At 75.1% G+C, this 25232-nt stretch carries 20 protein-coding genes; 7 read left to right on the forward strand and 13 right to left on the reverse strand.

Going from position 1 to position 25232, the window contains the following annotated elements:
• Window positions 1-112: 112 nt before the first annotated feature.
• Together IE237_RS15215 and IE237_RS15220 are read left to right on the forward strand one after the other, a co-directional pair.
• The gene (locus IE237_RS15215) at window positions 113-1369 is read left to right on the forward strand and encodes an amidohydrolase family protein (protein ID WP_189802437.1); all 1257 of its coding nucleotides are present in this window, start codon (window positions 113-115) and stop codon (window positions 1367-1369) included.
• Window positions 1366-2835, forward strand: coding sequence for an APC family permease (locus IE237_RS15220; RefSeq protein ID WP_189802438.1), 1470 nt, complete (start codon window positions 1366-1368; stop codon window positions 2833-2835). The genes IE237_RS15215 and IE237_RS15220 overlap by 4 nt, the downstream gene beginning before the upstream one ends.
• A gap of 40 nt (window positions 2836-2875) precedes the next feature.
• Here the strand turns inward: IE237_RS15220 and IE237_RS15225 are convergent, their stop codons facing one another.
• The 7 genes from IE237_RS15225 to IE237_RS15255 all read right to left on the reverse strand — a co-directional run bounded on the left by IE237_RS15225 (window position 2876) and on the right by IE237_RS15255 (window position 13503).
• Window positions 2876-4117 (reverse strand): amidohydrolase, encoded by a 1242-nt coding sequence (locus IE237_RS15225; RefSeq protein WP_189802593.1) that lies wholly within the window; start codon window positions 4115-4117, stop codon window positions 2876-2878.
• A 64-nt stretch (window positions 4118-4181) separates the two neighbouring features.
• The gene (locus tag IE237_RS15230; RefSeq protein ID WP_189802439.1) at window positions 4182-6953 is read right to left on the reverse strand and encodes a SpoIIE family protein phosphatase; all 2772 of its coding nucleotides are present in this window, start codon (window positions 6951-6953) and stop codon (window positions 4182-4184) included.
• A complete protein-coding gene (locus tag IE237_RS15235) occupies window positions 6950-9016 on the reverse strand; it encodes a SpoIIE family protein phosphatase (RefSeq protein ID WP_189802440.1) in 2067 nt (688 codons plus the stop codon). The genes IE237_RS15230 and IE237_RS15235 overlap by 4 nt, the downstream gene beginning before the upstream one ends.
• A 256-nt stretch (window positions 9017-9272) precedes the next feature.
• On the reverse strand, window positions 9273-10502 hold the full coding sequence (locus IE237_RS15240) for an MFS transporter (protein ID WP_189802441.1): 1230 nt from the start codon (window positions 10500-10502) through the stop codon (window positions 9273-9275).
• A gap of 48 nt (window positions 10503-10550) precedes the next feature.
• Window positions 10551-11315 carry a hypothetical protein gene (locus IE237_RS15245; protein WP_189802442.1) on the reverse strand — a complete coding sequence of 255 codons (765 nt, stop codon included), beginning with the start codon at window positions 11313-11315 and terminating at the stop codon, window positions 10551-10553.
• Window positions 11316-11502: 187 nt separating this feature from the next.
• Window positions 11503-11898, reverse strand: a complete 396-nt coding sequence (locus tag IE237_RS15250; protein ID WP_190102830.1) for a hypothetical protein — start codon at window positions 11896-11898, stop codon at window positions 11503-11505.
• Window positions 11899-12054: 156 nt separating this feature from the next.
• A complete protein-coding gene (locus tag IE237_RS15255; RefSeq protein ID WP_189802444.1) occupies window positions 12055-13503 on the reverse strand; it encodes a peptidoglycan D,D-transpeptidase FtsI family protein in 1449 nt (482 codons plus the stop codon).
• Between the two features lie 141 nt (window positions 13504-13644).
• Here IE237_RS15255 and IE237_RS15260 point away from each other — a divergent pair, with 141 nt between their 5' ends.
• Entirely contained in the window at window positions 13645-14727 is a 1083-nt protein-coding gene (locus IE237_RS15260) for a serine/threonine-protein kinase (protein ID WP_189802445.1), read from the forward strand.
• A gap of 29 nt (window positions 14728-14756) precedes the next feature.
• Here the strand turns inward: IE237_RS15260 and IE237_RS15265 are convergent, their stop codons facing one another.
• From IE237_RS15265 to IE237_RS15275, 3 genes are read right to left on the reverse strand one after another with little or no spacing between them, the layout of a single operon-like run.
• Window positions 14757-15404 carry a response regulator transcription factor gene (locus tag IE237_RS15265; RefSeq protein WP_189802594.1) on the reverse strand — a complete coding sequence of 216 codons (648 nt, stop codon included), beginning with the start codon at window positions 15402-15404 and terminating at the stop codon, window positions 14757-14759.
• 8 nt (window positions 15405-15412) lie between these two features.
• On the reverse strand, window positions 15413-16645 hold the full coding sequence (locus tag IE237_RS15270; protein WP_189802446.1) for a sensor histidine kinase: 1233 nt from the start codon (window positions 16643-16645) through the stop codon (window positions 15413-15415).
• On the reverse strand, window positions 16642-17652 hold the full coding sequence (locus IE237_RS15275; RefSeq protein WP_189802447.1) for a hypothetical protein: 1011 nt from the start codon (window positions 17650-17652) through the stop codon (window positions 16642-16644). Before IE237_RS15275 ends, IE237_RS15270 begins: the two co-directional genes overlap by 4 nt.
• A 174-nt stretch (window positions 17653-17826) precedes the next feature.
• Between IE237_RS15275 and IE237_RS15280 the strand changes: the two genes are divergently transcribed.
• Entirely contained in the window at window positions 17827-18324 is a 498-nt protein-coding gene (locus IE237_RS15280; RefSeq protein WP_189802450.1) for a cupin domain-containing protein, read from the forward strand.
• Between the two features lie 9 nt (window positions 18325-18333).
• On the opposite strand, the gene IE237_RS15285 is transcribed toward IE237_RS15280, so the two are convergent.
• A complete protein-coding gene (locus tag IE237_RS15285) occupies window positions 18334-19104 on the reverse strand; it encodes an IclR family transcriptional regulator (protein ID WP_189802451.1) in 771 nt (256 codons plus the stop codon).
• Between the two features lie 150 nt (window positions 19105-19254).
• On the opposite strand from IE237_RS15285, the gene IE237_RS15290 reads away from it, so the two are divergent.
• Window positions 19255-20748, forward strand: a complete 1494-nt coding sequence (locus IE237_RS15290; protein WP_189802452.1) for an aldehyde dehydrogenase (NADP(+)) — start codon at window positions 19255-19257, stop codon at window positions 20746-20748.
• Here IE237_RS15290 and IE237_RS15295 read toward each other — a convergent pair.
• Window positions 20745-21752 carry a zinc-dependent alcohol dehydrogenase family protein gene (locus IE237_RS15295; RefSeq protein WP_189802453.1) on the reverse strand — a complete coding sequence of 336 codons (1008 nt, stop codon included), beginning with the start codon at window positions 21750-21752 and terminating at the stop codon, window positions 20745-20747. The two genes, IE237_RS15290 and IE237_RS15295, sit on opposite strands and share 4 nt — an antisense overlap.
• Window positions 21753-21842: 90 nt before the next feature.
• Here IE237_RS15295 and IE237_RS15300 point away from each other — a divergent pair, with 90 nt between their 5' ends.
• On the forward strand, window positions 21843-22757 hold the full coding sequence (locus IE237_RS15300; RefSeq protein WP_189802454.1) for an AraC family transcriptional regulator: 915 nt from the start codon (window positions 21843-21845) through the stop codon (window positions 22755-22757).
• Here the strand turns inward: IE237_RS15300 and IE237_RS15305 are convergent.
• The gene (locus IE237_RS15305; protein ID WP_189802455.1) at window positions 22754-24118 is read right to left on the reverse strand and encodes an MFS transporter; all 1365 of its coding nucleotides are present in this window, start codon (window positions 24116-24118) and stop codon (window positions 22754-22756) included. The genes IE237_RS15300 and IE237_RS15305 overlap by 4 nt on opposite strands.
• 70 nt (window positions 24119-24188) lie before the next feature.
• Between IE237_RS15305 and IE237_RS15310 the strand changes: the two genes are divergently transcribed.
• The gene (locus IE237_RS15310; RefSeq protein WP_189802456.1) at window positions 24189-25217 is read left to right on the forward strand and encodes a GlxA family transcriptional regulator; all 1029 of its coding nucleotides are present in this window, start codon (window positions 24189-24191) and stop codon (window positions 25215-25217) included.
• Window positions 25218-25232: the final 15 nt, after the last annotated feature.

Consider the following 25232-nt stretch of genomic DNA (forward strand, 5'->3'; position numbering starts at 1 on the left):
AAGCCATTGCCTGGTATTCGGTATACCAGTTACCTTTGCGCCGCACCGCGGTCACCAGGGGGATCACGGCGCGCGCCCCTGCGACTCGTCCGTACTTCGCGAAGGAGACACCATGAGCGAGGCCTCCGCCCCGCCCGGTCCCAGCGCCCTCCTCGGGGCCACCCTCCCCGACGGCCGCACCGCCGACGTGCACCTCCGGGACGGCCGCGTGAGCGCCGTCGAGGCGCACCTCCCGGACCGCCCCACCCCGCCCGGCGCGCTCCACCTCGGCGGCGCGCTCCTGCTGCCCGCCCTCGTCGACGGCCACGCCCACCTCGACAAGACCCTCCTCGGCGCCCCCTGGCGCCCGCACCGGACCACCGCCGGCCTGCGCGAGCAGATCGCCGCCGAGCGCGCCTCCCGCCGCACCGAGGAGGTGCCCGTCGCCGAGCGGGCCGCCGCCCTCGCCCGCCGGATGGTCTCCCTCGGCACCGGACACGTCCGCTCCCACGTCGACGTCGACCCCGACACCGGCCTCGACCACCTGCACGCCCTCCTCGACGTCCGCGAGACGTTCCGGGACCGGCTCGGCATCCAGCTCGTCGCCTTCCCGCAGTCCGGGGTCGTCACCGCACCCGGCGTCGCCGAGCTCCTCGACGCCGCCCTGGCCGACGGCGCCGACCTCGTCGGCGGCCTCGACCCGGTGGGCTTCGACGGCGACGCCGCCGGCCAGCTCGACACCGTCTTCGGCCTCGCCGAACGCCACGGCAAGGGCATCGACCTGCACCTCCACGACGGCGGCGAGACCGGCACCGCCCAGCTGCGGGACATCGCCGCCCGCACCGCCGCCCTCGGCCTCGGCGGCAGGGTCGCCGTCAGCCACGCCTACGCCCTCGGCGACGTCGACGACGCCGAACTCGACCGCACCTGCACCGCGCTCGCCGCCGCCGGGGTCGCGATCATGACCAACGGCCCGAGCGGACCCGTGCCGCCCGTCCTCCGGCTGCGCGAGCACGGCGTCCGGGTCTTCGCGGGCTCCGACAACATCCGCGACACCTGGTGGCCCTACGGCACCGCCGACATGCTCGAACGCGCCACGATCATCGGCCTCAGGACCGGGCTCATGACGGACCCCGAACTGTCCGCCGCCGCCTCCCTCGTCACCGGCGAGGCCGCCGCCGCGCTCGGCCTCACCGACTACGGCATCGCCCCCGGCAGCCGCGCCGACCTCGTCGCGGTCGCCGCCGGTTCCGTCCCCGAGGCCGTCGCCGCCCACCCCCGCAGGCTGCTCGTGCTGCACGCCGGAAAGGTCGTCGGCCCCTCCGCCGACGACACCCACCCCGTGCTCGTCCCGCCGGCGTCCGTCCCGTCCGCCGGAGGAGCCGCGTGACCACCGACACCACCCCCCGTACGGCCCCGGAGGCCCCGGAAGCGGCGGGGAAGCTCGCCACCGGCCGGATCGGCACCTTCGACCTCGTCTTCTTCGTCGTGGCCGCCGCCGCGCCGCTCACCGTCCTCGCCGGCGTCGCCCCCTTCGCCATCGGCATCGGCGGCCCCGGAGCCCCGCTCGCCTATCTCGTCTCCGGCGCCCTGCTCGCCCTCTTCGCCGCCGGGTTCACCGCGATGAGCCTGCACGTCCGCAATGCCGGGGCCTTCTACGCGTACGTCGCCCGCGGCCTCGGCCGCACCCTCGGCGTCGGCACCGCCTACGTCGCCGTCGTCTCCTACAACCTCGTCACCCCCGGAGTCGCCGCCGCCTTCGGCTACTTCGCCGCCGGATCGATCCACGACGCCACCGGCGCCGACGTGCCGTGGTGGCCGCTCTCCGGGCTCTGCGTCCTCGCCGTCGGCGTGCTCGGCTGGCTGAAGGTCACGCTCAGCGCCAAGGTCCTCGGCATCGCCCTGGTCCTGGAGGTCCTCTCACTGGTCGTCATGGACGGCGGCATCCTCGGCGAACGCGGCACCGCCGCCCTCGACACCGCGTCCTTCGCCCCCTCCACGCTCGCCGCCGGCGGCGTCGCGGGCATGTTCGTCCTGGTCATCGGCGCCTTCACCGGCTTCGAGGCCACCGCGATCTTCGCCGAGGAGGTGCGCGAACCGCGCCGGACCGTGCCGCGGGCCACCTTCATCGCGATCGGCTTCCTCGCCGTCTTCTACTCCCTCGGCTGCTGGCTGATCATGGGAGCCTTCGGCACCGACGAGGCCGTGGAGCTGGCCCGCGCGGCCGACGGACCCGAACTCACCTTCCGGGCCGCCGAGCTGTACGCGGGACCCTGGCTGGCGGACGCCATGCACGGGCTCATCGTCGTCAGCGCCTTCGCCGCCACACTGGCCTTCCACAACGCCGGAGCCCGCTACCTGTACGCCCTCGGCCGCGAGGGCCTGCTGCCCCGCCGGCTCGGCGCGGTCTCCGGGAAGCACGGCTCGCCCGGCGGCGCCGTCGTCGCCCAGACCGGCTTCAACCTGGCCGTCGTCGCCGTCGGGGCGCTCCTCGCCGCCGACCCGTACGGCGAGGTCTTCCTCTGGACGAACAGCGTCGGCGTCCTCGGCATCATGGGCATGCAGGCCCTCGCCGCGCTCGCCGTCTGGTCCTACTTCCGGCGCGACCGGATGGGCCTCTCGGCCGCCCGCGTCGTCTGGGCACCGCTGATCTCCTGCGCCGGGCTCGCCCTGCTCACCGTGCTGGCCGTGGTCCACTTCGACCTGCTCACCGGCCGCACCGGCGCCGTCAACACGGCCCTCCTGGTGCCGCTGCCCGTGGTCCTGGCGGCCGGTCTGCTCGTGGCCCGCCGCATCCGGCGCACGGACCCCGAGCGGTACGCCTCGCTCACGACGGTGGACGTGGAGCGGGACTGAGACCCCGCCGGGGCGGGGGCCGGCCCCCGCCCCGCGGACGTCACACCAGGCGGCCGTCCCGCGCCACCACCCGTCCCGCGCGGACCACGAGGTCACGACGGGGCAGATCCACCACCACCTGCGGCACGCACTCCCCGTCGACCAGCATGAAGTCGGCGGGGGAGCCCGGACGCAGGTCCGCCTTCGGCAGGCCGAGCAGCTCCGCGCCCCCGTCGGCGGCGAGCCGGAAGCAGCCCTCCAGCTCCTCGTCGAGCCGTGCGTCCAGGGCCCAGGCGGCGAGCCAGGCCCGGTGCAGCATGTCCGCGTCGCCGAACGGGCTCCAGCTGTCCCGCACCCCGTCCGAGCCGAGGCCGACCCGCACCCCGCGCTCGGCGAGCCGCCGGAACGGCAGGATCGTCGTCGCGGACAGCGCGACCGTGGTGAGCGCGATCCCGGCCTCCGCGAGCAGGTCCGCCGTCTCGTCGAGCTCCGTGCCGGACAGCCCGGCGACCGCGAAGGCGTGCGCCACGCTCACCCTGCCCCGGAGGCCGAGGGCCCGGGTGCGGGCGGCGATGTCGCGCAGCGGCGCGAGGCCCTGCTCGCCCCGGTCGTGGAGGTGGATGTCGAGCCCGAGCCCGTGCTCCTCGGCCAGCGCGAAGACCGTACCGAGCTGGTCGCCGTCGCCGTCCGCGTCGAAGCCCGCCGGGTCGATGCCGCCGATGTGCGTGACGAGCCCGCTCGCGGCGGCCTCCGCCAGGAGCTCGGTCACGCCCGGCGTCCGGACCACCCCGTGCTGCGGGAAGGCGACCAGCTCCACGTCGACGATCCCCGCGAGCTTCCGGGCCGCCTCGGCGACCCCCTCGATCCCGGAGAGCCCGTAGGCCGGGGCCACGTCCGCGTGGGCGCGCATCGCCCGGGTGCCCTGGGCGGCGGCGTGCGACATCAGCCGCAGGGCCCGCTCGGCCACCGGGGTCGGCAGGGCGCGGGCCAGCTCCACGTCACCGGCGACGTACTCGGCGATGCCGTGCGCGGGCCGGCGGCTGTGCCAGGGCTCGCCCCAGGAGGTCTTGTCGGGGTGGATGTGCGCGTCGACCAGGGTCGGCAGCGCCAGCCGGCCGCCCCCGTCGACCCGCTCGACGACGGCGCCCGGGGGGACCTCCGCCACGAGGAGTCCGTCCACGGCGACCAGGTCACGGGCCGGCCCGCCGAAGGGCCGTACGTCGTGGAACAGGGTGGCGGTGCGGGGAGGCGGGGTCACGGGGGTCTCCTCGGAGGGGCGGGGAACAGGGCCTCCATTTGGTATACCATGTGGTCCCTCCGTGGGGGCGTGGTACCGGACACGGTGGTCCGCGTGCGGACCGCGCCGCTCACCACGCCAGGTCCTCCAGCGCGTCCAGGTCCGGTACGGCCATCGCCACCGGCTCGTCGCCGTTCGCGCCCACCCGCAGCTCCGCCCAGATCGTCTTGCCGCGCCGGGCGTACCGCGTGCCCCAGCGCTCCGCGTACTGGGCGACCAGATAGAGCCCGCGCCCGCCCTCGTCCGTCGTCGCCGCGTGCCGCAGGTGCGGCGAGGTGCTGCTGCCGTCCGAGACCTCGCAGATCAGCGTCCGGTCGTGGAGGAGCCGCACGCGCACCGGATCCGCCCCGTACCGCACCGCGTTCGTGATCAGCTCGCTGAGGATCAGCTCCGCCGTGAACGCGAGCCCGTCGAGCCCCCACTCCGACAGCTTCGCCGCCGCCGCGTTCCGTACCGGCGACACCGCCGACGGGTCCCGGGGCACCTCCCACTCGGCGATCCGGTCCCGGTCGAGGAGCCGGGTCTGCGCCACGAGCAGCGCGATGTCGTCGCGAGGCGTCGGCGAGAGGAGCGTCGCGAGCACGTCCGCACAGGTCTGCTCCGGACTCCGGTCCGGCCGGGCGAGCGTCGACCGCAGCAGACCCAGCCCCGTGTCCAGGTCCCGCCCGTGGTCCTCCAGGAGCCCGTCGGTGTAGAGGACCAGCTTGCTGCCCTCCGGCAGCCGCAGCTCCGTCGACTCGAACGGCACGTCGCCCAGGCCGAGCCCCAGCGGCAGCCCCGGAGCCAGCTCGGGGAACTCGACCCGCCCGTCGGGACCCACCAGCGCCGGACCGGGATGCCCCGCGCTCGCCACCGTGCACAGCCCGGACGCCGGGTCGTAGATCGCGTACAGACAGGTCGCTCCGGTGATGCCCTCGTCCCGCCGCCGCACCTCGCCGTCCGGCCCCTCCGACTCCCGGTCGTCGATCCGGCCCGTCAGCTCGTCGAGATGACCGAGCAGTTCGTCCGGCGGCACGTCCAGGGTCGAGAAGTTGTGCACCGCCGTCCGCAGCCGCCCCATGGTCGCCGCCGCGTGCAGCCCGTGCCCCACCACGTCCCCCACCACGAGCGCCACCCGCGCCCCCGGCAGCGGGATCACGTCGAACCAGTCGCCGCCCACCCCGGCCTTCGCCGGGAGGTAGCGGTACGCCACCTCCACCGCGCTCTGGTCGGGCAGCACCCGCGGCAGCAGGCTCCGCTGGAGCGTCACCGCCATCGCGTGCTCCCGGGTGAACCGGCGCGCGTTGTCGATCGCGACCGCCGCCCGCGCCGCCAGCTCCTCCGCGAACGACAGGTCCTCCTCCCCGAAGGGCTCCGGGGTGTCAGCCCGCCAGAAGTTGGCCATCCCCAGGACCACCCCACGCGCGAGCAGCGGCACCGTCAGCAGCGAGTGCATCCCGTACGCGAGGGCCTGCGCCGCCCCCTCCGGATCCTGCGCCCGCCAGCCCTCCGCCGAGGCCAGCTCCGCCTGCACCACCGCGTGCCCCGCGTGCAGGGCCGTCGCCATCGGCGTGCTGGCGACGTCGAAACGGACGGTGTCCCCGACCGGCTGGAGCGGCTGGTCCGGACGCAGCCCGCTCAGCGCCGTCCGCCGCATCTCCGTGGACGTCGCCGCGGACCCGGGCGGCTCCTCCCCGCGCAGCACCGGTTCGAGCAGCTCCACCGTCGCGAAGTCCGCGAACCGGGGCACCGCCACCTCCGCCAGCTCCTCCGACGTCCGGACGACCTCCAGCGTCGTCCCGATCCGCACCCCCGCCTCGTACAGCAGCTGCAGACGGCTGCGGGCCACCGCCGCCCGGCCGGTCACGACCGCCAGCTCGGTGGTGTCCCGCATCGTCATCACGCACCCCGACTCCGAGCCGTGCGCCAGCGTGGGCCGCACGCTCACCGCGAGCAGCCGGTCGCCCGCCCGGTGCACCTCGTCCGTCGCCGACCGCCCCGACTCCAGGAGCTCGACCGTCCGGGGATCGAGGCCGAGCTCCGAGACGTGCCGCCGCTCCGCGTCCGCCGTGAGGCCCAGCAGCCGGCGCGCCTCGTCGTTGGCGAGCAGCAGCCGGTGGTCGGCGTCCACGATCAGGACGCCCTCCCGCACCGCGTGCAGCACCGCCTCGTGGTGCTCCTTCATCCGGGTCATCTCCGCCGGCCCCAGCCCGTGCGTCTGCCGCCGCAGCCGCCGGCTCACCAGCGCCGCGCCGCCCACGGCCACCGCGAGCGCGCCGCCCGCCGCGCCGATGAGCAGCGGCAGCCGCCCCTGCACCGCGTGCGAGATGCTCTCCACCTCTATGCCGCTGCTGACCATGCCGACGAGCCGGCCACGGTCGTCGAGGACCGGGACCACGGCCCGCACCGCGTCGTTCGGGGCGCCGTGGAAGAGCTCCGTGAACGACTGCCGGTCCACCGTCGCCCGCGAGAGGTCCCCGGTCGCCTTCCGCCCGATCAGCGCCGGGTCCGAGTCGGTGTACCGCACCCCGCTCGTGCTCAGGACCGCGATGAAGTCCACGCTCGTGGCCCTCCGGGTCGCCTCCGCCCGGCCCTGCAGCTGTGCGGTCGGATCGGACGACAGAAGGGCGTCGTCGACGCCGGGAGCGTGGGCGAAGGCCTCCGCGACCGCCAGCGAACGGATCCGGGCGTCCCGCTCGGTGTCGCTGCGCGCCTGGTGGAGCGTCACGAACACGGCCGCCGCGATCACCAGGAGCGCGATCAGCGCCTCCAGGGCGAACACCTGCCCGGCGACGCTCCGCAGCCCGGTGCCACGGCTGCCCTTGCCCTGCCCCTCGTCCTTGCTCCGGCCCCGGTGCGTCATCCCGTGCTCCGGGCGATCAGGAGCGCCACGTCGTCCGGCGCGCCCGGCCTGCGCAGCGCCCGCAGGAGCCGGTCGCAGGTCTCCTCCAGCGGCCCGCGCGTCTCGTCGAGGAGACGTACGAGCAGGGCGAGCCGGTCGTCGATCGAATCGGTGCGGGTCTCGATCAGGCCGTCGGTGTACAGCACCAGAAGATCCCCGGGCCGGAACGGCACCCGGGTCGTCCGGAACGTGGCGCCGCCGACCCCCAGCGGCACACCCGTGGACAGCCGCACCAGCTCGGCCGGTCCGTCCGCCGGGACCCGGACGGGCGGCAGGTGGCCCGCGTTCGCGATCCGGCACCGCTGCCGCAGCGGGTCGTGCACGGCGAAGAGACAGGTCGCGATGTAGTGCTCGAGACCCGCCGTGATCCGGTCCAGATGCCGCAGGACCTGCGCCGGGGACAGATCCAGGTCCGCGAACGCGCAGGTCGCCGTCCGCAGCCGGCCCATCGTCGCCGCCGCGTCGATCCCGCTGCCCATCACGTCCCCGACGACGAGCGCCGTCTTGTCGTCGGGCAGCGCGATCACGTCGTACCAGTCGCCGCCGACCTCGCTCGACGCGTGCGCCGGCTGGTAGCGGGCGGCGACCTCCAGACCGGCCCGCTCCGGGGGCGCCCCCGGCAGCAGACTGCGCTGGAGCGTCACCGCCGAGTTCCGCACGCTCTGGTACCAGCGGGCGTTGTCGATGCTGACGGCCGCGCGGGCCGCCAGCTCCGTCGCCAGCAGGACGTCGTCCCCGTCGAAGGGCAGCGCGTTGCGGTCCCGCTTGAGGTCCAGCGCGCCCAGCACCTCCCCGCGCGCGATCAGCGGCACCGCCAGGTACGAGTGGACCCCGGCCCGCGCGAGGAGCTCCGCGGCTTCGGGGTTCCTGGCGATCCGCGACAGGTCGCCGGGCCCCACGTGCTCCACCAGGACCGGCAGGCCCGTGTGCACGCACCGGGTGACGAGCCGGTCCGCCCCGTACATCGCGACCTCCCCGGGCGGGTCCGCCGCCGGCAGCGCCTCCGTGCGGCCCTCGGCCTTCACCGCGAGCGCCCGGAACAGTTCGGGGCCCTCCTCGGGCGCGCCGGGCCTGCGCAGCGCGAGGACCGAGTCGAGGACGTCGACGGCGGCGATGTCCGCGAGCGCCGGCACCACCACCGAGGCCAGCTCGTCGGCGGTCCGCTCCACCTCCAGGGTCGTTCCCACCCGGGCCGAGGCGTCCGCGATGAGCGCGAGCCGCCGCCGGGACCGGTCGGCGTCCGCGTCCGCCCGGTGCCGCTCGGTCACGTCGATCACCGAGGCCGCGACGCCCTGGACCCGGCCGTCGGGCCCCTCCAGACGGTAGAAGGAGAGCGACCAGGTGTGCTCGTGGTCCGGGTCCGCGGGGGTCCGGCCCATCGTGGAGTGGTCGAGCACGGGCCTCCCCGTGGCCAGCACCGCGCGCAGCGCCTCCTCCAGGGCCTCCGCGTCGACCTGCGGCAGCATGTCCGCGATCCGCCGTCCGAGGTGCTCCGAGGCCGGGACGCCGTTGATCCGTTCCAGGGCGGGGTTCACCAGGACGTAGCGCAGCTCGGTGTCCAGGACGGCGAGGCCGATCGGGGACTGGGAGACCAGCCGGTCGGAGAGCGCGAGCTCGGTCTCGACCCGCTCGACGGCGGTGGCGTCGGCGGCGATCCCCAGGGCGTACAGGTCGCCCACGTCGTCGGTGAGACGCATGTTGCGGAACTCCACCCGCCGCACCGAGCCGTCCTTGTGCCGTACGGGGAAGGTGCCCGCCCAGGACGAGCCGCCGCTCAGCACCTCGCCGAAGAGGCGCATCGCCTCCTCCCGGTGGTCCGCGCCCACGATCAGCCGGGCCACGTACTGCCCGAGGGCCTCGTCGGCGCCGAACCCGAAGAGGCTCTCCGCCTGCGGGCTCCACAGCACGATGCGGCCGCGGGCGTCCACGACGACGGCCGCGACCCCGAGCACGTCGAGGAGCCCCTTGCCGTCCAGGGGCACACCGACCCGCCCCGCCGTCCCAGGGAAGGAACCGGCCGTCACACTGCCCTCCTCCCGCCGCCGCCCGCGCCTCCCTCCATGCTCCCCGCCCAGGGGCCCCCGCGCCCGTTGTGGGCCCGCGCCCACTGCCGTGTGGGCGATCGTCCCGCTGGGGCGGGACGGGTGGGCACACGGGACGGCGCCCTTGCCGGCGCCAGAGGCTCCCGCGCCTGGACCCGCACCCCTTCGTGCGCCGCGCTCGTGGTGCGGGTCAGGGCGCAGGGGGCGGAGGCGCCGCTGAAGGCGCCGTCTCGTGTGCTCACCCTCCCCCAAGCTCTCGGCTTCGCTCGAGCAGAGGGGACCCCCATCGCCCAGCGGGACGATCGCCCACACGGGGCGGCGTCCCGCCCCGCGCCACCAGCCATGTCGCCCATGCGACGCCCGTCAGGCCGAGCAGCGGCAGCAGGACGCGGGTGTCGGTCACGGCGACCAGGCCCGCGCCGAGTGCGAGGGCCAGCGCGTTCGGGGCCATGACCAGGGTGTTCGCGGTCGCCGCCACCCGGCCGACCGCCTCCGCCGGGGCCTCCCGCTGGACGGCCGTCATCACCGCGACCAGGACCCACGGCAGGCCCAGGCCGATGACCGCGCTCGCGGCCAGGGCCGTCGCCTCGTACGGCAGCGCTCCCCGCACCCCCACCGCCACCGCGAACAGCGCGAGACCGGCGGCGGCGAGGGTCCGCTCCGGGATCCGGCGGAGCAGCGGGCCGGTGAGCAGGCCCGCGAGGACCGAGCCGATCCCCTGGACCGCGTAGAGGACCCCGGCGTACGCGGGCGAGTGCCCCAGCCCCCGGTCCACGACGGCGTAGATCGCGGCCCCGTTCACCCCGGCGAGCAGCAGGGTGAACGCGCCCGTCGCCACGAGCGGCCGCAGCACCCGCGAGGCCCGCAGCAGCCGCACGCCCTCGGCGGTCTCCCGCCACCAGTTCCGGGACTCCGGCCGGGCGGGACGCGCCTCGCGGACCGGCATCAGCGCGAACAGGACCGCCGCGACGGCGAAGCTCGCCGCGTCCAGGAGGGCGACGGGCCCGCCGCCGTACGCCGCGAAGAGGCCGGCCGCGACGAGCGGGGCGATCAGTTTCATGGACTCGTTCGCCGTCATCCGCAGCCCGTTGAACGTGCCGCGCCGCCCCTCGTCGACCACGGTCGCCACCAGGGCCTGTTCCGCCGCCTCGTGGACGGCGCCCTGCGCCCCGTACAGCACGAGGACCGCGTAGAGCAGCCACACCCGGTCCGCCGACTCCACCCACAGCAGGACCGGCAGCAGGCCGGCCATCGCCAGGTTCAGGACGACGAGCAGCGGCCTGCGCCGCACCCGGTCCGCGAGCGTGCCGAGCAGCGGCCCGAGGAGTACGGGCGCCCAGAGGGCGAAGGCGGCCAGGGCCGCCAGACTGTCGGAGCCCGTGAGGGACTTGACCCAGATTCCGGACACCAGCCACATCGCCGTCGTGCCGAATCCGGACACGACGACACCGGTCAGATACCAACGCATGGCCGAAGGCTGTCGTCTGAGGCGGTCGTCGCGGATCGGTCAGATGCCCTATCCGGCGGCGGCCGTTCCCCCGGACATGCCGGTCAGCGCCCTGAGGGCCGCCGCGCACAGCGCGTCGTCGTCCGGGACGGACCGCCAGCCGCCGTGCTCCACCGGACGCTCGTCCGCGTCCAGGAAGGAGCGGAGCACGGGGGCGGCGGGGGCGGCGGCCGGGCCGATCTCCCCGAGCAGCCGGACCGTCTCCGTGACGGCCGGGGTGACGCCTCCGCCGGTGTACGGCTCGATCGCCGCCACCAGAGCCGGCACCACCTCGTCGGCCCGCCCGGTGATCCGCCACAGCGCCTCGCCCACCCGCAGCGGCACCAACCCCGTGGTCTCGCGGCGCAGCAGCTCGCGCAGCCGGTCGGCGTACGGGGCGCCCGCCGGACCCAGCTCGCCGAGCACGATCGCCGCGTGGTCGATCCCGTACGGCTCGCCGAGCTCGGGCAGGTACAGGGCGAGCGCGGCCTCCCGGTCGCCGGTGAGCCGGCCGTGGGCGCGGGCCGGCGCCCGTGCGGCGAAGGGCTGACCCCCGGGCGGGGTGTCGATCAGGCGCCGCAGCAGGTCCCGGTCCACGACCGCGGCCGCCTCCGGGCCGATCGCGGCGAGCGCCTCGGCCGCCCACACGGCCGCAGGGCTTTCCGGGAGGGCGCACAGCTCCGGGACCGCGGGCGCGGCGGCCGGGCCCCACTCCGTCAGGACCTGGGAGAGGGCCCGCGCCTCGTCCACCGACCGCGCGGCCCGCAGCCGGGCCCGCAGCGGAGGCAGCAGCACGCCCGCGTGGGCGGCGAGCGGGCCGAGGGTCTCGCTCAGGCTCAGCTCGTACGTCCACCAGCCCTCGGCGTGGACCGAGAAGCAGCCGAAGCCGAGCCGCTCCCCGGCGAGGCGGCGGGCCAGCGGGCGGCGCAGCGCGGGTCCCCGTCGAGCCCGGCGAGCGGGTCGTACGCGCCCGGTCCCTCGCTCACGCCGGGGCCTCCGCCCCCGGCGCCGCCCGCTTCTCGAACCGCAGGGCGAGTCCCGTCACCACCGCGCCGAGCCCCTCCCACAGGCCCACGCCGAGGAAGCCGGCCGGGGCGCGGCCGGTGACGACCGCGAGGGTGAAGACGGCGCAGGTGAGCAGCCGGAAGGGGACCGTCCAGCGGAAGAAGGACTTCCAGTCGGCGAGCGCGGCCAGGACGTAGTAGACGCCCATGTTGAGCGCGGCCATCGAGGAGGCCGTCAGGAAGACCAGGGTGTGGTCTCCGTCCGCGCGTCCGCCCTCGGGCACCGGCTCGAAGCCCATGACGGTGAGCAGGGCGTCCGGGGCGACCAGGCCCACCACTCCCAGGGCGGCGGCGAGCACGCCGAAGACCGCCATGGTCCAGCCGGACAGGGAACGGGGCAGGCGCACGGCGGTCCTCCGTGGGACGGGAGCAGGGGCACGCCCCGCGATTCGAATGCGTACTCGGATCGCGGGGTGTGCCCCTGCATATCGTGTGACGGGGGCAGACGGCCAATCGGCCCCCGTCTCCCGTCACTTCAGTGCCGCCTCCATCATCTTCTGCGCCACCGGGGCCGCCAGGCCGTTGCCGCTGACCTCGGAGCGGGCCGCGCCCGAGTCCTCGATCATCACCGCGACGGCGACCTGCTTCCCGGTCGAGGGGTCCTTGGCGTAGGACGTGAACCAGGCGTACGGCGTCTTGCTGTTGTTCTCGCCGTGCTGCGCGGTGCCGGTCTTGCCGCCGACCTCGGCGCCGTCCACGGCCGCGTTGGTGCCGGTGCCCTTCTCCACCACGGTCACCATCGCGCTCCGCAGCTGCTCGGCCGTCGAGGAGGAGACGATCCGCTCGGTGTCCCCGTCCTCGAAGGACGTCAGCGCGTCGCCGTCGGAGTCGACGACCTGCGAGACCATGTGCGGGGCGGCGAGCAGGCCGTCGTTGGCGATCGCGGCCGACACCATGGCCATCTGCAGCGGGGTGGCGGTCACGTCGAACTGACCGATGCCGGTGAGCGCCGTCTGCGCCTTGTCCATGCCGGAGGGGTACACGCTCGCGTAGGCGCGGACCGGGACGTCCAGCTCGTCGTCGTTGAAGCCGAACTTCTCCGCCATCGCCTTCACCTTGTCCTGCCCCAGGTCGGCGGCCATCTTGGCGAAGACGTTGTTGCAGGAGTACTGGAGCGCGGTGCGGATCGTGGCGTTCTCGCAGGGCGCGGAGGCGTTCTCGTTCTTCAGCACGGTCCGGGTGCCCGGCAGGGTGTACGGGTCGGGGCTCGTGGTCGCCGTGTCCACGGAGCCGTACAGGCCGTCCTCCAGGGCGGCTGCAGCGACGACCAGCTTGAAGGTGGAGCCGGGCGGGAGCGGCTGCCGGAGCGCGCGGTTCACCAGCGGCTTGTCCTCGTCGGTGGTCAGCTCCTTCCAGACGTCGCCGTCGTTCGTCCCGGAGATCTTCGACGGGTCGTAGGACGGGGTGGAGACCATGGCGAGGATCCGGCCGGTCGCCGGGTCGACGGCGACGGCCGCGCCCTTCTTGTTGCCCAGCGCCCGGTAAGCGGCCTTCTGCACGTCCGGGTCGATCGTGGTGACGACGGTGCCCGGTTCCTGCTGCTTGCGGGTGACGGCGTCCACGGGGTTCTTCAGCCGGTCGTCGGTGCCGTCGAGGACCTTGGAGTAGATGCCCTCCAGCTGGGTGGCGCCGTACGCCTGCGAGCTGTAGCCGGTGACGGCCGCGTACAGCTCGCCGTCCGTGTAGGTGCGCTTGTACGCGAGATCCGTTCCCTCCGTCTTCTTCGAGCCGGTGACCGGTGAGCCGGCCACGACGATGTTCCCGGGCGGCTGCGCGTACTGCGCGATGGTCTTCCGCCGGTTCTTCGAGTCGTCCGCGAGCGCCTTGCCTTCGTACGCCTGCACCCAGGTGGCCCGCCCGAGGAGGGCGAGCACCAGGATCAGGACGAAGACCGACGTGTGCCTGATCGTCTTGTTCATCGCACTTCTGGGGACGAACGGGCCGGTGCCGGGCGTTCCGGATGTGTGCCGTTTCTCAGCGAACCTTCATGTCGGAGGCCTGTGCGACGATCATGAGGAGGCCCTGGTGAGGGGCCGGAGACGTACGGGGGAGGAGCCGGCGTGAGCGCGGGTGGGGAGAAGGACGGTTCGTCCGTTCCGGACGAGGTGTGGGCGGAGTTCCTGAGGACCGCCGGCGAGGGCGGCGACGCGCCGAAGGAGCCGTCCGCGCGGGCCCGCGAGGTCGCGGGCCGGCTGCGGGACCGGCCCGCGGAGCCGACGCCCTGGCGCGCCCACACGCCCGGGCGGCCCCGGCGGCGGAAGGGCTGGTACGTGGCGGGGTTCGTGGCCTCGCTGGCGCTGCTCGTCGCGGCCGTGGACCCGGGCGGTCTCGTCGGCTGGTCCGGCGACGGGGACCGGGACGCGAAGCCCCTCGCGCAGGAGACGGCGCGACCGGACGAGGCGCCTCCCGCCGAGCCGGGCGGGAGGCCCACCCTCGCCGAGCCCTTCCGGGGCTCCCCGGCGGTGCGCTGGGCGGACGGCACGGCCGGCATCACCGTGCCCGCCGCCCGGGCGACCGGCTGGATGACTGAGGCCGAGGTGGAGCGGGCGCTCGCGCGGACCCGTGACTTCCTCGTCGCGTCCAACCTGGACCCGGCGGTGCTGCGCGGCGCGCGCCCGGACAAGGCCGTCGCCCTGATGAACCCGCACCAGAAGGACGTCACGACCTTCGTGACGACCTCGCTGCGCACCCCGGACGAGGACCACGACCCGCTGCTGCTCTTCAGCCGCTTCGACCCCGCGCAGGCGCGCCCGGCCGGGGACGTGGTGAAGACCCGCGGCCGCCTCTCCTACCGCGAGGGGCGGCTCGGAGCCCTGGAGGTGACCGCCGACGTCACGTACGTGTACCCGGTCGCGCCGGCCGGCGGCGGCGACGAGGTCGTGCGGGTGATCGTGCGCCGCGAGACCGTGGTGAGCTGGGACGATCCGGCGAAGGTCAGCACGGAGAAGGGGACCCTCAGCCTCCTGTCGTACAAGACCTACCTGACGAACGGCGGCTGCGGCGACGTCACCGGCTCCTTCCGGCCGGAGTTCGGCGGCGGAGGGGCGGGCGCCGACGCGGACGGCAAGGTGGTCGACCCGTACGACCGCACGGGTCCGATCACCGACGGCCGCGGTGACTGCGGGATCGCCACGCGGTCGTGAGACCCGGGCCCCCGCCGCCGGCGGGGGCCTCAGCCCGTCCGTACGAACCCCGACTCGTACGCCAGGATCACCGCCTGGGTGCGGTCGCGGGCGCCCAGTTTCGCCAGGACCGCCGCCACGTGCGTCTTCACCGTGGCCGGTCCGACGCCCATCCGGCCGGCGATCTCGGCGTTCGTGAGGCCCGTCGCCACCAGGCGCAGCACCTCCGCCTCCCGCTCGGTGAGCCGCGCCACCCAGGGCGGTGCCACCGGCGGCCGGCGGCGGGCGTGCTCGGCGGCCAGCCCCCGTACCGCCGCCGGGTAGAGCAGCGAGTCGCTCCGCGCGACCAGCCGGACCGCGCTCACCAGTTCGTCGGCCGCCGCCCGCTTCAGGAGGAAGCCGGCCGCGCCCACGCGCAGCGCGTCGTACACGTAGGAGTCGTTCTCGAAGGTCGTCACCACCACGATCCGGGGCGGCTCCGCCATCCCGGCGAGGATCTGCTCGGTGGCCCGGATCCCGTCGATCTCCGGCATCCGCACGTCCATGAGGACGACGTCCGGCCGCTCCGCCCGCACCACCGCCACCGCCTCGGCGCCCGTGGACGCCTCGCCGACGACCTCCAGGCCGGGTTCCGCGTCCAGGATGACCCGCAGGGCCGTCCGGACCATCCGCTCGTCGTCGGCGAGGACGACCCTGATGGGGGCGCTCACCGGGGGATCCTGACCGCGAGGCGCCAGGCGCCGTCCGCCGGACCCGCCTCGGCGGTGCCGCCGAGGAGCCCGGCCCGCTCGGCGATCCCGCGCAGGCCGCGCCCGCCGTCGGGCCGGGTGACCGGGGGACGGTCGGGGAGGGGGTTCTCCATCGTGATCTCCAATTCCTCGGTACGGGCGTCGAGCCGTACGGTGACGGGCGCGCCGCCCGCGTGCCGGGCCGCGTTCGTCAGCCCCTCCTGGACGATCCGGTACGCCTCCCGGGACAGCGCCTCCGGTACGGAGCCCAGGGCGCCGTCCACCGTCAGCGCCACCCGCGGACCGGCGCCCCGCACCAGGGCCTCCAGGGCGTCGAGCCCCGGGCCCACGCCCTCCTCGACCTCCCCGCCCCGGCGCAACAGGCCGAGGACCCAGTCCAGTTCGCCGACCGTGCGCCGGGTGGTCTCCTCGATCGCGGTCAGCGCCTCCCGGACGAACTCCAGGTCGGCCGCGTCGCCGTCCAGGACCCGGCGGGCCGCGCCCGCCTGGAGGGTGACCGCGCTCAGGGCGTGGCCGACCGAGTCGTGCAGTTCGCGGGCGAGCCGGTTGCGGGACTCGGCCTCGGCGGCGCGTCGCTCGGCCGCCGCGAGCCGGTCCGCCGGGCTCGGCCCGAGCAGCCGGGGCGCCTGCCGGGCGAGCAGGGCCCCGGTCGCGGCGGCGGCGGCGGCGAGCGCGAGCAGCATCAGGAGGCCGGCGGGGAGTGCCGCCCAGACCCAGGCCCGGTCGAGCCCCCAGAACCGGCCGAGTTCGGAGGTGCGGAGGGCCGGCGAGAACGGCAGCGCCATGACCGCGGCCGCGAACGGCGGCAGGGCCAGCGTCGCCCCGCTGAGCAGCGCCCCGGCGCCCAGGTGCAGGGTGAACCAGCCGGCCGTCCGGGCCCTGGCCTCCCGGCCGCGCGCGGGGCCGTCCGCGAACCGGTCCGGCTCCACCCCGCACAGGGCCCGCGCCGCCGCCACCGACATCGGGCGGGCCAGCGGGAAGAGCGCGGTGACCGCGGCGAGCGGCAGCCCCGCCGCGTACGCCCAGAGCTGTGTCCCGAGGCCGCCGGTGAACATGCCGCCGTCGTCCAGCAGCGGCGCCACGATCAGGGAGCCGACCATCCAGAACGGCATGAACAGCGCGCCGCCCAGGATCAGATGGAGCCAGCGCAGCCTGGCGCGCTGCCCGAACAGAGCCCGCACCGGTCTCACGCGTCGGCGCTCCGCCGCAGGGCTGCGCTCTTCCTCAAGTAAGCCGCCACGCACGCGGCGAGAAGGAACCCGGTGATCATCTCGCCAGCGTAGGACAGCTGTACGAGCCCGGGGATGCGCTTCGTCGGATCCGGATCCGGCAGCAGGGCGACGAGCGACATGTAGGCGCCCCAGCAGCCGACGGCACCCGAGGCCGTCCAGGCCAGGGCGAGCGTGGTGCGGACCCGGAGGCGGGCGGGCCGGCGCAGCACCAGGAACAGGGTCAGGGCGACGGCGACGACGAGGAAGCCGACCCACTCGGCCTCCAGGACGTAGAAGTCGGAGTCGCGTTCGGCGATCCGCCGGGCGGACAGGCCCGTGGTCGAGCCGGTCGCCCACAGCAGGTGGAGCGTGGCGGGCAGGAGGGAGACCACGGCACCGGCCACGGCGAGGGCCCGCGCGCCGGGACCGGAGGTGCGGGCGGGCAGCTCGCCGAGCCGGCCCTGCCACAGATGGCCCCAGCGGTCCCGGGTGTACAGGGCGAAGAGGGTGCCGAGGGAGAGGCCCTGGAGGATGAACCCGCCGTAGACGACGGCGAAGACCCAGTCGTCCAGGAAGGGTTCGGCGGGCGCGGCGGCCTTCTCGTCGCCGGTGAAGAGGGCGACCGCGAGCTGCGTGGGATAGCCGGCCATGATCGGGGCGAGCAGCCCGGTCGCCGCCCACATGGGGAGGGCGAGCGGCCAGGCGGGGAACCGCCGGCCCCAGGCCTGGGTGAGCAGCAGGGCGAGGACGGCGACGAGGACGTCGGCGACGACCGAGACCGAGTTGGCGATCACCAGCAGCTGCCGGTGCTCCAGGAGCGCGCTCCCGGCCGGGATGCCGATCTCGCTGCCCGCCACCCAGGCGATCTTGAGCGAGATGTACGGGAGGCAGGCGAGGATCGCGAGGGCGCGCAGCGCCCGGCGGGCGGTGCTCGGGCGAGGGCCGGCGGCGGGTGCCGGTGCGGTGGGACGCGCGGTCTGTGTCATGGCTCCACGCTCCCGCGCGGGCCCCGGCCGCCACCTCCTGCCGAGCGGTGAACCGCCTCCGCCGCGCGGGGGAGGGGCCCTCCTCCCGCCGTCAGGCCGGATCCAGATTGACCCATGTTTCTGGTGATCGATTGACCCTGCTGCGGGGGTCAATGGCCTTCTAGAGTAGTGATCATGAACGAGATCGAGACCTTCGCCCCGCTCCTCACCCGCGCCGCCACCGCCGAGACCACCGCCGACCCGAGCAGCGTGATGACCCTGCTCGCCGACTCCGACACCACCGGGGGTCAGCTCACCAGCTACCGCTCCTCGTTCGCGAAGGGCGCGGTCGGCGCCCCGGCGCACTTCCACACCAAGGCCTCGGAGATGTTCTTCGTGCTCGGCGGCTCGCTCCAGGTCCTGGTCGGCGAGGAGCTGACCGTCCTGGAGCAGGGCGACTTCCTCCTCGTCCCGCCGCACACCCCGCACGCCTTCGCGGCGGCGCCCGGCGCCGAGGCCGACGTCCTCTTCGTCTTCACGCCCGGCATGGCCCGCTTCGACTACCTGCGCCTCCTCGGCCGCGTCATGCGGGGCGAGGCGAGCTTCGAGGAGATCAAGGCCTCCTCGGAGCAGTACGACAACCACTACGTCGACAGCCCCGTGTGGCAGAAGGCCCTCGCCGACCGCGCGTGACCCGGCGGTTCAGAGGCGGCGGGTCGCCAGCGTCAGCCGGTCCCGCGCGTCGAACAGCGCGTCCTTGATCATCTGCTCGTGGGCCGGGGTGAGCCGCGCCACCGGCACCGAGCAGCTGATCGCGTCCCGCGCCGGGGTCCGGTAGGGGATCGCGACGCCGAAGCAGCGCAGCCCCAGGGTGTTCTCCTCGCGGTCCACCGAGTAGCCCTGCTCGCGGATGACGCGCAGCTCCTCGATGAGCTCCTCGCGGTCGGTGATCGTGTGCTCGGTCAGCGCCGGGAGGGTCTCGGGGAGCAGCTTGCGCACCTGCTCGTCGCTGTGGGTGGCGAGCAGCGCCTTGCCCAGCGAGGTCGAGTGCGCGGGCAGCCGGCGGCCGACCCGGGTGAACGGCCGCAGATAGTGCTGGGACTGACGGGTCGCCAGGTACACGACGTTGGTGCCGTCGAGCCGGGCCAGGTGGATGGTCTCGGTGGTGTCGTCGGAGAGCCGGTCGAGGGTGGGCCGGGAGGCGGCCACCACCTCGTCGCCGTCGATGTACGAGGTGCCGACGAGCAGCGCCCGCACCCCGATCCCGTACCGCGTGCCCGTCGCGTCCGTCTCCACCCAGCCCAGTTCGACCAGGGTGCGCAGCAGCATGTACAGGCTGGACTTGGGATAGCCGACGGCCTCCTGGACGGCGGCGAGCGAATGCATCCCGGGGCGCCCCGCGAAGTACTCGAGCAGCTCCACGGTCCGCACCGCGGACTTCACCTGTGCCCCACCCGCGTCGGCAGTCGCCATCACCCTCGCCCCTTTTCCGTTGTCCGGCCGCCCACCGGCCGCCCCGGCCGAACGGGGCCCTTGTGGAGACGGCCGGGCCGTCAATAGAGTCCCGCCCAGATGCGTTCATCTACGGGAACTGTGTTCAGAATAGCGAACAGGGGCGTGGCGGTGGCGGCAGAACCAGTGTGGAGTGTGGACCCCCGGACGGGGAAGCCGCGCGAGCAGGTTGCGGTGGAGGCCACAGCCGACGAGGTCGACCGCGCCGTCCGGGCCGCGCACGCCGCCCGCGAGGCCCTCGCCGACCGGGTGCTGCGGGCCGCCTTCCTCCGTACCGCCGCCGACCTCCTCGACGCCTCCGGCGAGCACGTCGTCGAGGCGGCCGACGCCGAGACCGCCCTCGGCCCCGTCCGGCTCACCGGCGAACTCGCCCGCACCACCGCCCAGTTGCGTGCCTTCGCCGAGGTCGTCGAGGAGGGCTCCTTCCTCGACGTCCGGATCGACGCGCCCGACCCCGCGGCCACCCCGCCCCGGCCCGACATGCGCCGCTGGAAGATCCCGCTCGGCGTCGTCGCCGTCTACGCCGCCAGCAACTTCCCCCTCGCCTTCTCCGTCCCCGGCGGCGACACCGCCAGCGCCCTCGCCGCCGGCTGCCCCGTGGTCGTCAAGGCCCACCCCGACCACCCGGCCACCTCCGAACTCTGCGCCTCCCTGCTGCGCCGGGCCGCCGCCAGGACCGGGCTCCCCGAGGACGTCCTCGTCCTCGTCCACGGCTTCGACGCGGGCGTGGAGCTCGTCCGTCACCCGCTCGTCGCGGCGGCGGGCTTCACCGGCTCGATCCGCGGCGGCCGGGCCCTCTTCGACGAGGCCGTCGCCCGGCCCGTCCCCATCCCCTTCCACGGCGAACTCGGCTCCCTCAACCCGGTCGTGATCACCGAGGCCGCCGCCGCGGAGCGCGCCGAGGAGATCGGCGCCGGGCTCGCCGGCTCCATGACCCTGGGCGTCGGCCAGTTCTGCACCAAGCCCGGCTTCGTGCTCGCCCCCCGAGGCGCGGACGGCGACCGCTTCCTCGACGCCCTCACCGCCGCCGTCAGCGAGACCGAGCCGGCCGTCATGCTCGACCACCGGATGCGGGACGCCTTCGTCGCCGGGGTCGCCGAGCGCGCCGCGCTCGCCGGGGTCCACACCCCGGTCACCCCCGGCGCGGGCGGCGCCCACACCGTCAGCGCCGGCGTCCTCGCCGTCGACGCCGCCGCGCTCGCCGACGGCGGCCACCGCCTCCTCCTGGAGGAGTGCTTCGGACCGGTCACCGTCGTCGCCCGCTACTCCACCCGGGAGGAGGTGACCGCCGTCCTCGGCCTGCTCCCCGGCAACCTCACGGCCACCCTGCACATCGCCGAGGACGACGAGGCGGCCGCGCCGCTGCTCGCCGAGCTCACGCCCCTCGCCGGCCGCGTCCTCGTCAACGGCTGGCCCACCGGCGTCGCCGTCGCGCCCGCCCAGCACCACGGCGGCCCCTACCCGGCCACCACCTCCACCTCCACCTCGGTCGGCGCGACCGCGATCGAGCGCTGGCTGCGCCCGGTCACGTACCAGTCGACGCCCGACCACCTCCTCCCGCCGGAACTCCGCGACGGCAACCCGCTGGGACTTCCGAGGCGCTAGGAACCGACCCGCACCACGATCTTCCCGAAGTGCGTGTTCGTCTCCATCAGCCGATGGGCGTCGGTGATCCGCTCCAGACCGTCGAAGGTCTCGGCGATCACCGGCGCCAGGGAGCCGTCCCGCAGCCCCGAGCCGATGAAGCCCGCCGCGAGCCGGCGGCCCTCCTCGGTCCTGGCCAGTGCCCCGTTCGCGTACGTGTGCGTGGCCAGCGGCCAGTTCCGGGAGAGCTCGACCGGCCGCGGGTCCAGCCAGCCGTACAGGACGGCGGTGCCACCGGTCCGCAGCGCGTCCCCGAGCCGGGCGAAGCCGGGCCCGCCGATCGCGTCGAACGCCAGGTCCGCGCCCCTGCCTCCGGTGATCCGCCGCACCTCGTCGACCAGGTCCTCGGTGTCGGTGGTGATCACGTGCGCCGCCCCCAGTCCGAGGAGCCGCTTCCGCTTGCCCTCGCCGCGGGTGGCGGCGATCGGTACGGCCCCGATTCGCAGCGCCGTCTGGATCGCGGCCGTCCCCACCCCGCTCGACGCGCCCGTGATCACCACATGGTCGCCGGGGCGCAGCCCGCCGGTCACCACCATCCCGCCGTACGCGGTGAAGTAGCTCAGCCACACCGCCGCCGCCGTCACCGCGTCCACCCCCGCGGGCCGGGCCACCACGTACTCCTCGGGGAGCACCACCCGCTCCGCGTACACGCCGTGCGTCCCGAACTCGAAGTTGGCCGCCGCCATCACCGGGTCGCCCGGGGCGTACGCGGTGACCCCCGCGCCCACCGCCTCGACCACGCCCGCCGCCTCGTAACCGAGCCGCGAACCCGGCAGCGTCGCCGGGTAGTAGTAGGTGCCGGCGCGGAACAGCGCCTCGGCGCGGTTGAGTCCGATCGCCTCGACCCGGATCAGCACCTCCCCGGGACCGGGGGCCGGCAGCGGTACCTCCTCGACCTTCAGGACCTCGGGGCCGCCGAGCTCGTGGAACAGAACTGCCTTCGTCGTCATGGCTGTTGTCGTCATGCCCTCGACGTTAGGAGCCGCGAGGAAGACGATCCATGTCTCCTCGACTCCGGGTCATGTCCGATCGTCTCGCACGCTACCGTTCAGGTCATGGACGTTCTGAGCGATGCCATCGCCGCCATGCGCACCGGGCTCCCGCACTCCTCCCGCACCGTCCGCCTCGCCCCCTGGGGCGTCCGCTACCCGTCGAGCGACAGCGCCGGATTCCACGTCGTGCTCCAGGGCACCGCCTGGCTGCTGCCCCCGGACGACGCCGCGCCCGTCCGGCTCGCCCCCGGTGACGTCGTCCTCTTCGCCCACGGCACCGGCCACGGAATCGCCGACCATCCCGGCACCCCGCTCGTCGACGTCCTGCCCGCCCCCGACGGCTCCTGGCCCACCCGGCCCGACCGGGGACCCGTCGGCACCGAGGAGATCGTGCTGCTCTGCGGCGCCTACCGGCTCAGCCGGGCCCGCGCCCACCCCCTGCTCACCGAGCTGCCGCCGTTCGTCCACGTCCCCGCACGCGTCGGCGCCCACCCCCGGCTGCGCGCCGCCGTCGACCTGCTCGGCGCCGAACTCGCCGAACCCCAGCCGGGATCCGACGCGATCGTCCCCGCCCTCCTCGACACCCTGCTCCTGTACCTGCTGCGCACCTGGTGGCTCGCCGAACGCGGCGACCGCTCCACCGGCTGGTCGGCCGCGCTCAGCGACCCGTCCGTCGCAGGCGCCCTGCGAGCCCTCCACGGCGACCCCGCCAGGGCGTGGACGGTCGAGGAGCTCGGCGCGCTCGGGGGCCTCTCCCGCGCGGCCTTCGCCCGCCGCTTCACCGCCCTCGTCGGCCGGCCGCCCCTCGCGTACCTCACCTGGTGGCGCATGACCACGGCGGGCCGCCTCCTCCGCTCCGACGACCTGCCCCTCCGCGCGGTCGCCGAACGCTCCGGCTACTCATCGGAGTTCGCCTTCGCCAAGGCCTTCAAGCGGGAGTACGGGGTGGCGCCGGGGCAGTACCGCAAGGGCGCCTAGGGCCTGCCCGCGCGGCGCGGCAGCCACAGCGAGGCCAGGGTGGTCAGGGCCAGCAGGCCGGCGCTGATCAGGAGGCTCGTGCGCAGGGCGGCCTCCAGGTCGCGGGCCGCGAGGGAACCGAAGACCGCGATGGCGAGGGCGCCCGCCGTCTGCCGGATCGCGTTGAGGAGGCCCGCCGCCGTGCCCGCCCGCTCCGCCGGGACGGCCTCCATCATGGCCGCGATCAGCGGCGGCAGGGAGAAACCGGCCCCGAGCGCGAGCGGCACGAGAAGCAGCGCCTGGGCCACCCGCGAGGAGTCCGCGTCCACGGTGAGCAGACCGAGCAGTCCGGCGACCGCGACCGCCTGGCCCAGGACGATCGGCAGCCGCGCGCCGTACCGCGCCGCCACCCTCGCCGACAGGATGTTCACCCCGGCGAGCAGCCCCGTCATCGGCAGGAACATCAGCCCCGCGCCGAGCGCCGAGAGCCCCAGCACCTGCTGGAAGAAGAGGCCGAACACGAAGATCATGCCGTAGAACGCCACGCTGTTCGCCGAGCCCGCCGCCACCGCCACCGCCACCGTCGTGTTCCGGAACAGCCCCAGCGGCACCATCGGCTGCCGCCGCCGCGCCTCGATCAGCAGGAACGCGCCGAACGCGGCCACCGCGATCCCCAGCGCCCACCGGCCCTCCGTACCGCCCTCGATGGCCGCGAAGGTCAGCGCCCCGAGCGCGGTCATCGCCGTCAGCTGGCCCGGCAGGTCCAGGGCGGCCGGCCTCCGCGCCGAGCGCGCCACCCGCGTCAGCAGGGCGAGCGCGAGGAGCCCGAGCGGCAGGTTGATGAAGAAGATGCCGCGCCAGCTCCAGGTCGTGGTCAGCGCCCCGCCCGCGACCGGACCGAGCGCCACGGCGACCGTGCCGCCCGCCGCCCACAGCGAGACCGCCCGGGCCCGCCGCCCCGGATCGCCGTACGCCTCCCGCACGAGTGCGAGGGAGGCCGGCAGCATCACGGCCGCCGCCACGCCCTGCACCGTCCGGGCCGCCAGGAGCCCCGGCAGACCCGGGGCCAGGCCGCAGGCGGCCGAGGCGAGCGTGAAGACGACGACCCCCGCCCCGTACGCCCGGCTCGCCCCGACCCGGTCGGCCAGCGCCCCGCTGGAGAGCAGGAGCGCGGCGAAGGCCAGCGTGTACGCGTCGACGACCCACTGGAGCCCGGACATCCCGGCCCGCAGGTCGGTGCCGATCGCGGGCAGGGCGACGTTGACGACGGAGGTGTCGAGGGTGATGAGGGCGAAGCCGAGCATGGCCGCGGCGAGCGCGGGGCCGGGGGCGGGGGCGTCGCGACCGGCGACGGGAGCCTTGGTGAGCAGTGTCGAGGACATGGGTCCACCTTCGTGACCTGCGCGCCCGTACAGTAGTGGCTGGAATGCCATACGACCGGAGGTTCTGGCCATGCCGCCGAGGAGTCCCTCGCCCGCCGCGCCCGCCGGGTCCGTCGGTTCCCGTGTGCGGCGCGTCGCCGTGATCGCCGCCCCGCCCGTCTCGATGTTCAACCTGGCCATCCCGGAGATGCTCTTCGGCAAGGTCGAGATCGACGGCGGACCCGGGTACGAGACGGTCATCTGCGCCCCCGACCCCGGGCCCGTCACCACCAGCGGCGGCCTCGACCTGGTCGTCCCGCACGGACTCGAAGCCGTGGAAGGGGCCGACACCGTGATCCTCGCGGGCAGCGGGGCCTACGAGGACCCCGACCCGCGCGTCCTCGACGTCCTGCGCGCGTCCGCCGCCGGGGGCAAGCGCATCGCCTCCATCTGCACCGGCGCCTTCGCGCTCGCCGAGGCCGGACTGCTCGACGGCCGCGCCGCGACGACGTACTGGGCCTACCGTCCGCTGCTCGCCGCCCGGCACCCGGCCGTCGACCTCCAGGACGACGTCCTCTTCGTCCAGGACGGTCCCGTGCTCACCTCCTCCGGATACGCGGCGGGCATCGACCTCTGCCTGCACGTCATCCGCACCGACCACGGCGCGGCCGTCGCCAACACCGTCGCCCGGCTCGCCCTCGTCGCGCCCGTCCGGCCCGGCGGCCAGACCCAGTTCACCCAGACCCCGCTGCCGCCCGAGCGAGGCGCCTCCTTCGCCGACACGCGCGCGTGGGCGATGGAACACCTCGACGAACCCCTCGGCCTCACCGACCTCGCCCGGCACGCCGGGGTCTCCGTCCGCACCCTCTCGCGCCGCTTCCACGCCGAGACCGGGGTCAGCCCGCTCCAGTGGCTGCTCCACCAGCGCGTCGAGCGGGCGAAGGAGCTCCTGGAGACCACCTCCCTCGCCATGGACCAGGTGGCCCGCGCGAGCGGCCTCGGCACCGCGGACTCGCTGCGCCGGCACCTCCTGCGCCGTACCGGCCTCACCCCCAGCGCCTACCGCTCCTCCTTCAGCCGTCTGGTGCTCCGGCTCACACCGGGCGCCGAAACGGAATGAACAGGACCGGTGGGC

It is taken from the genome of Streptomyces tanashiensis, from assembly GCF_014648895.1.
Lineage (GTDB): Bacteria > Actinomycetota > Actinomycetes > Streptomycetales > Streptomycetaceae > Streptomyces > Streptomyces tanashiensis.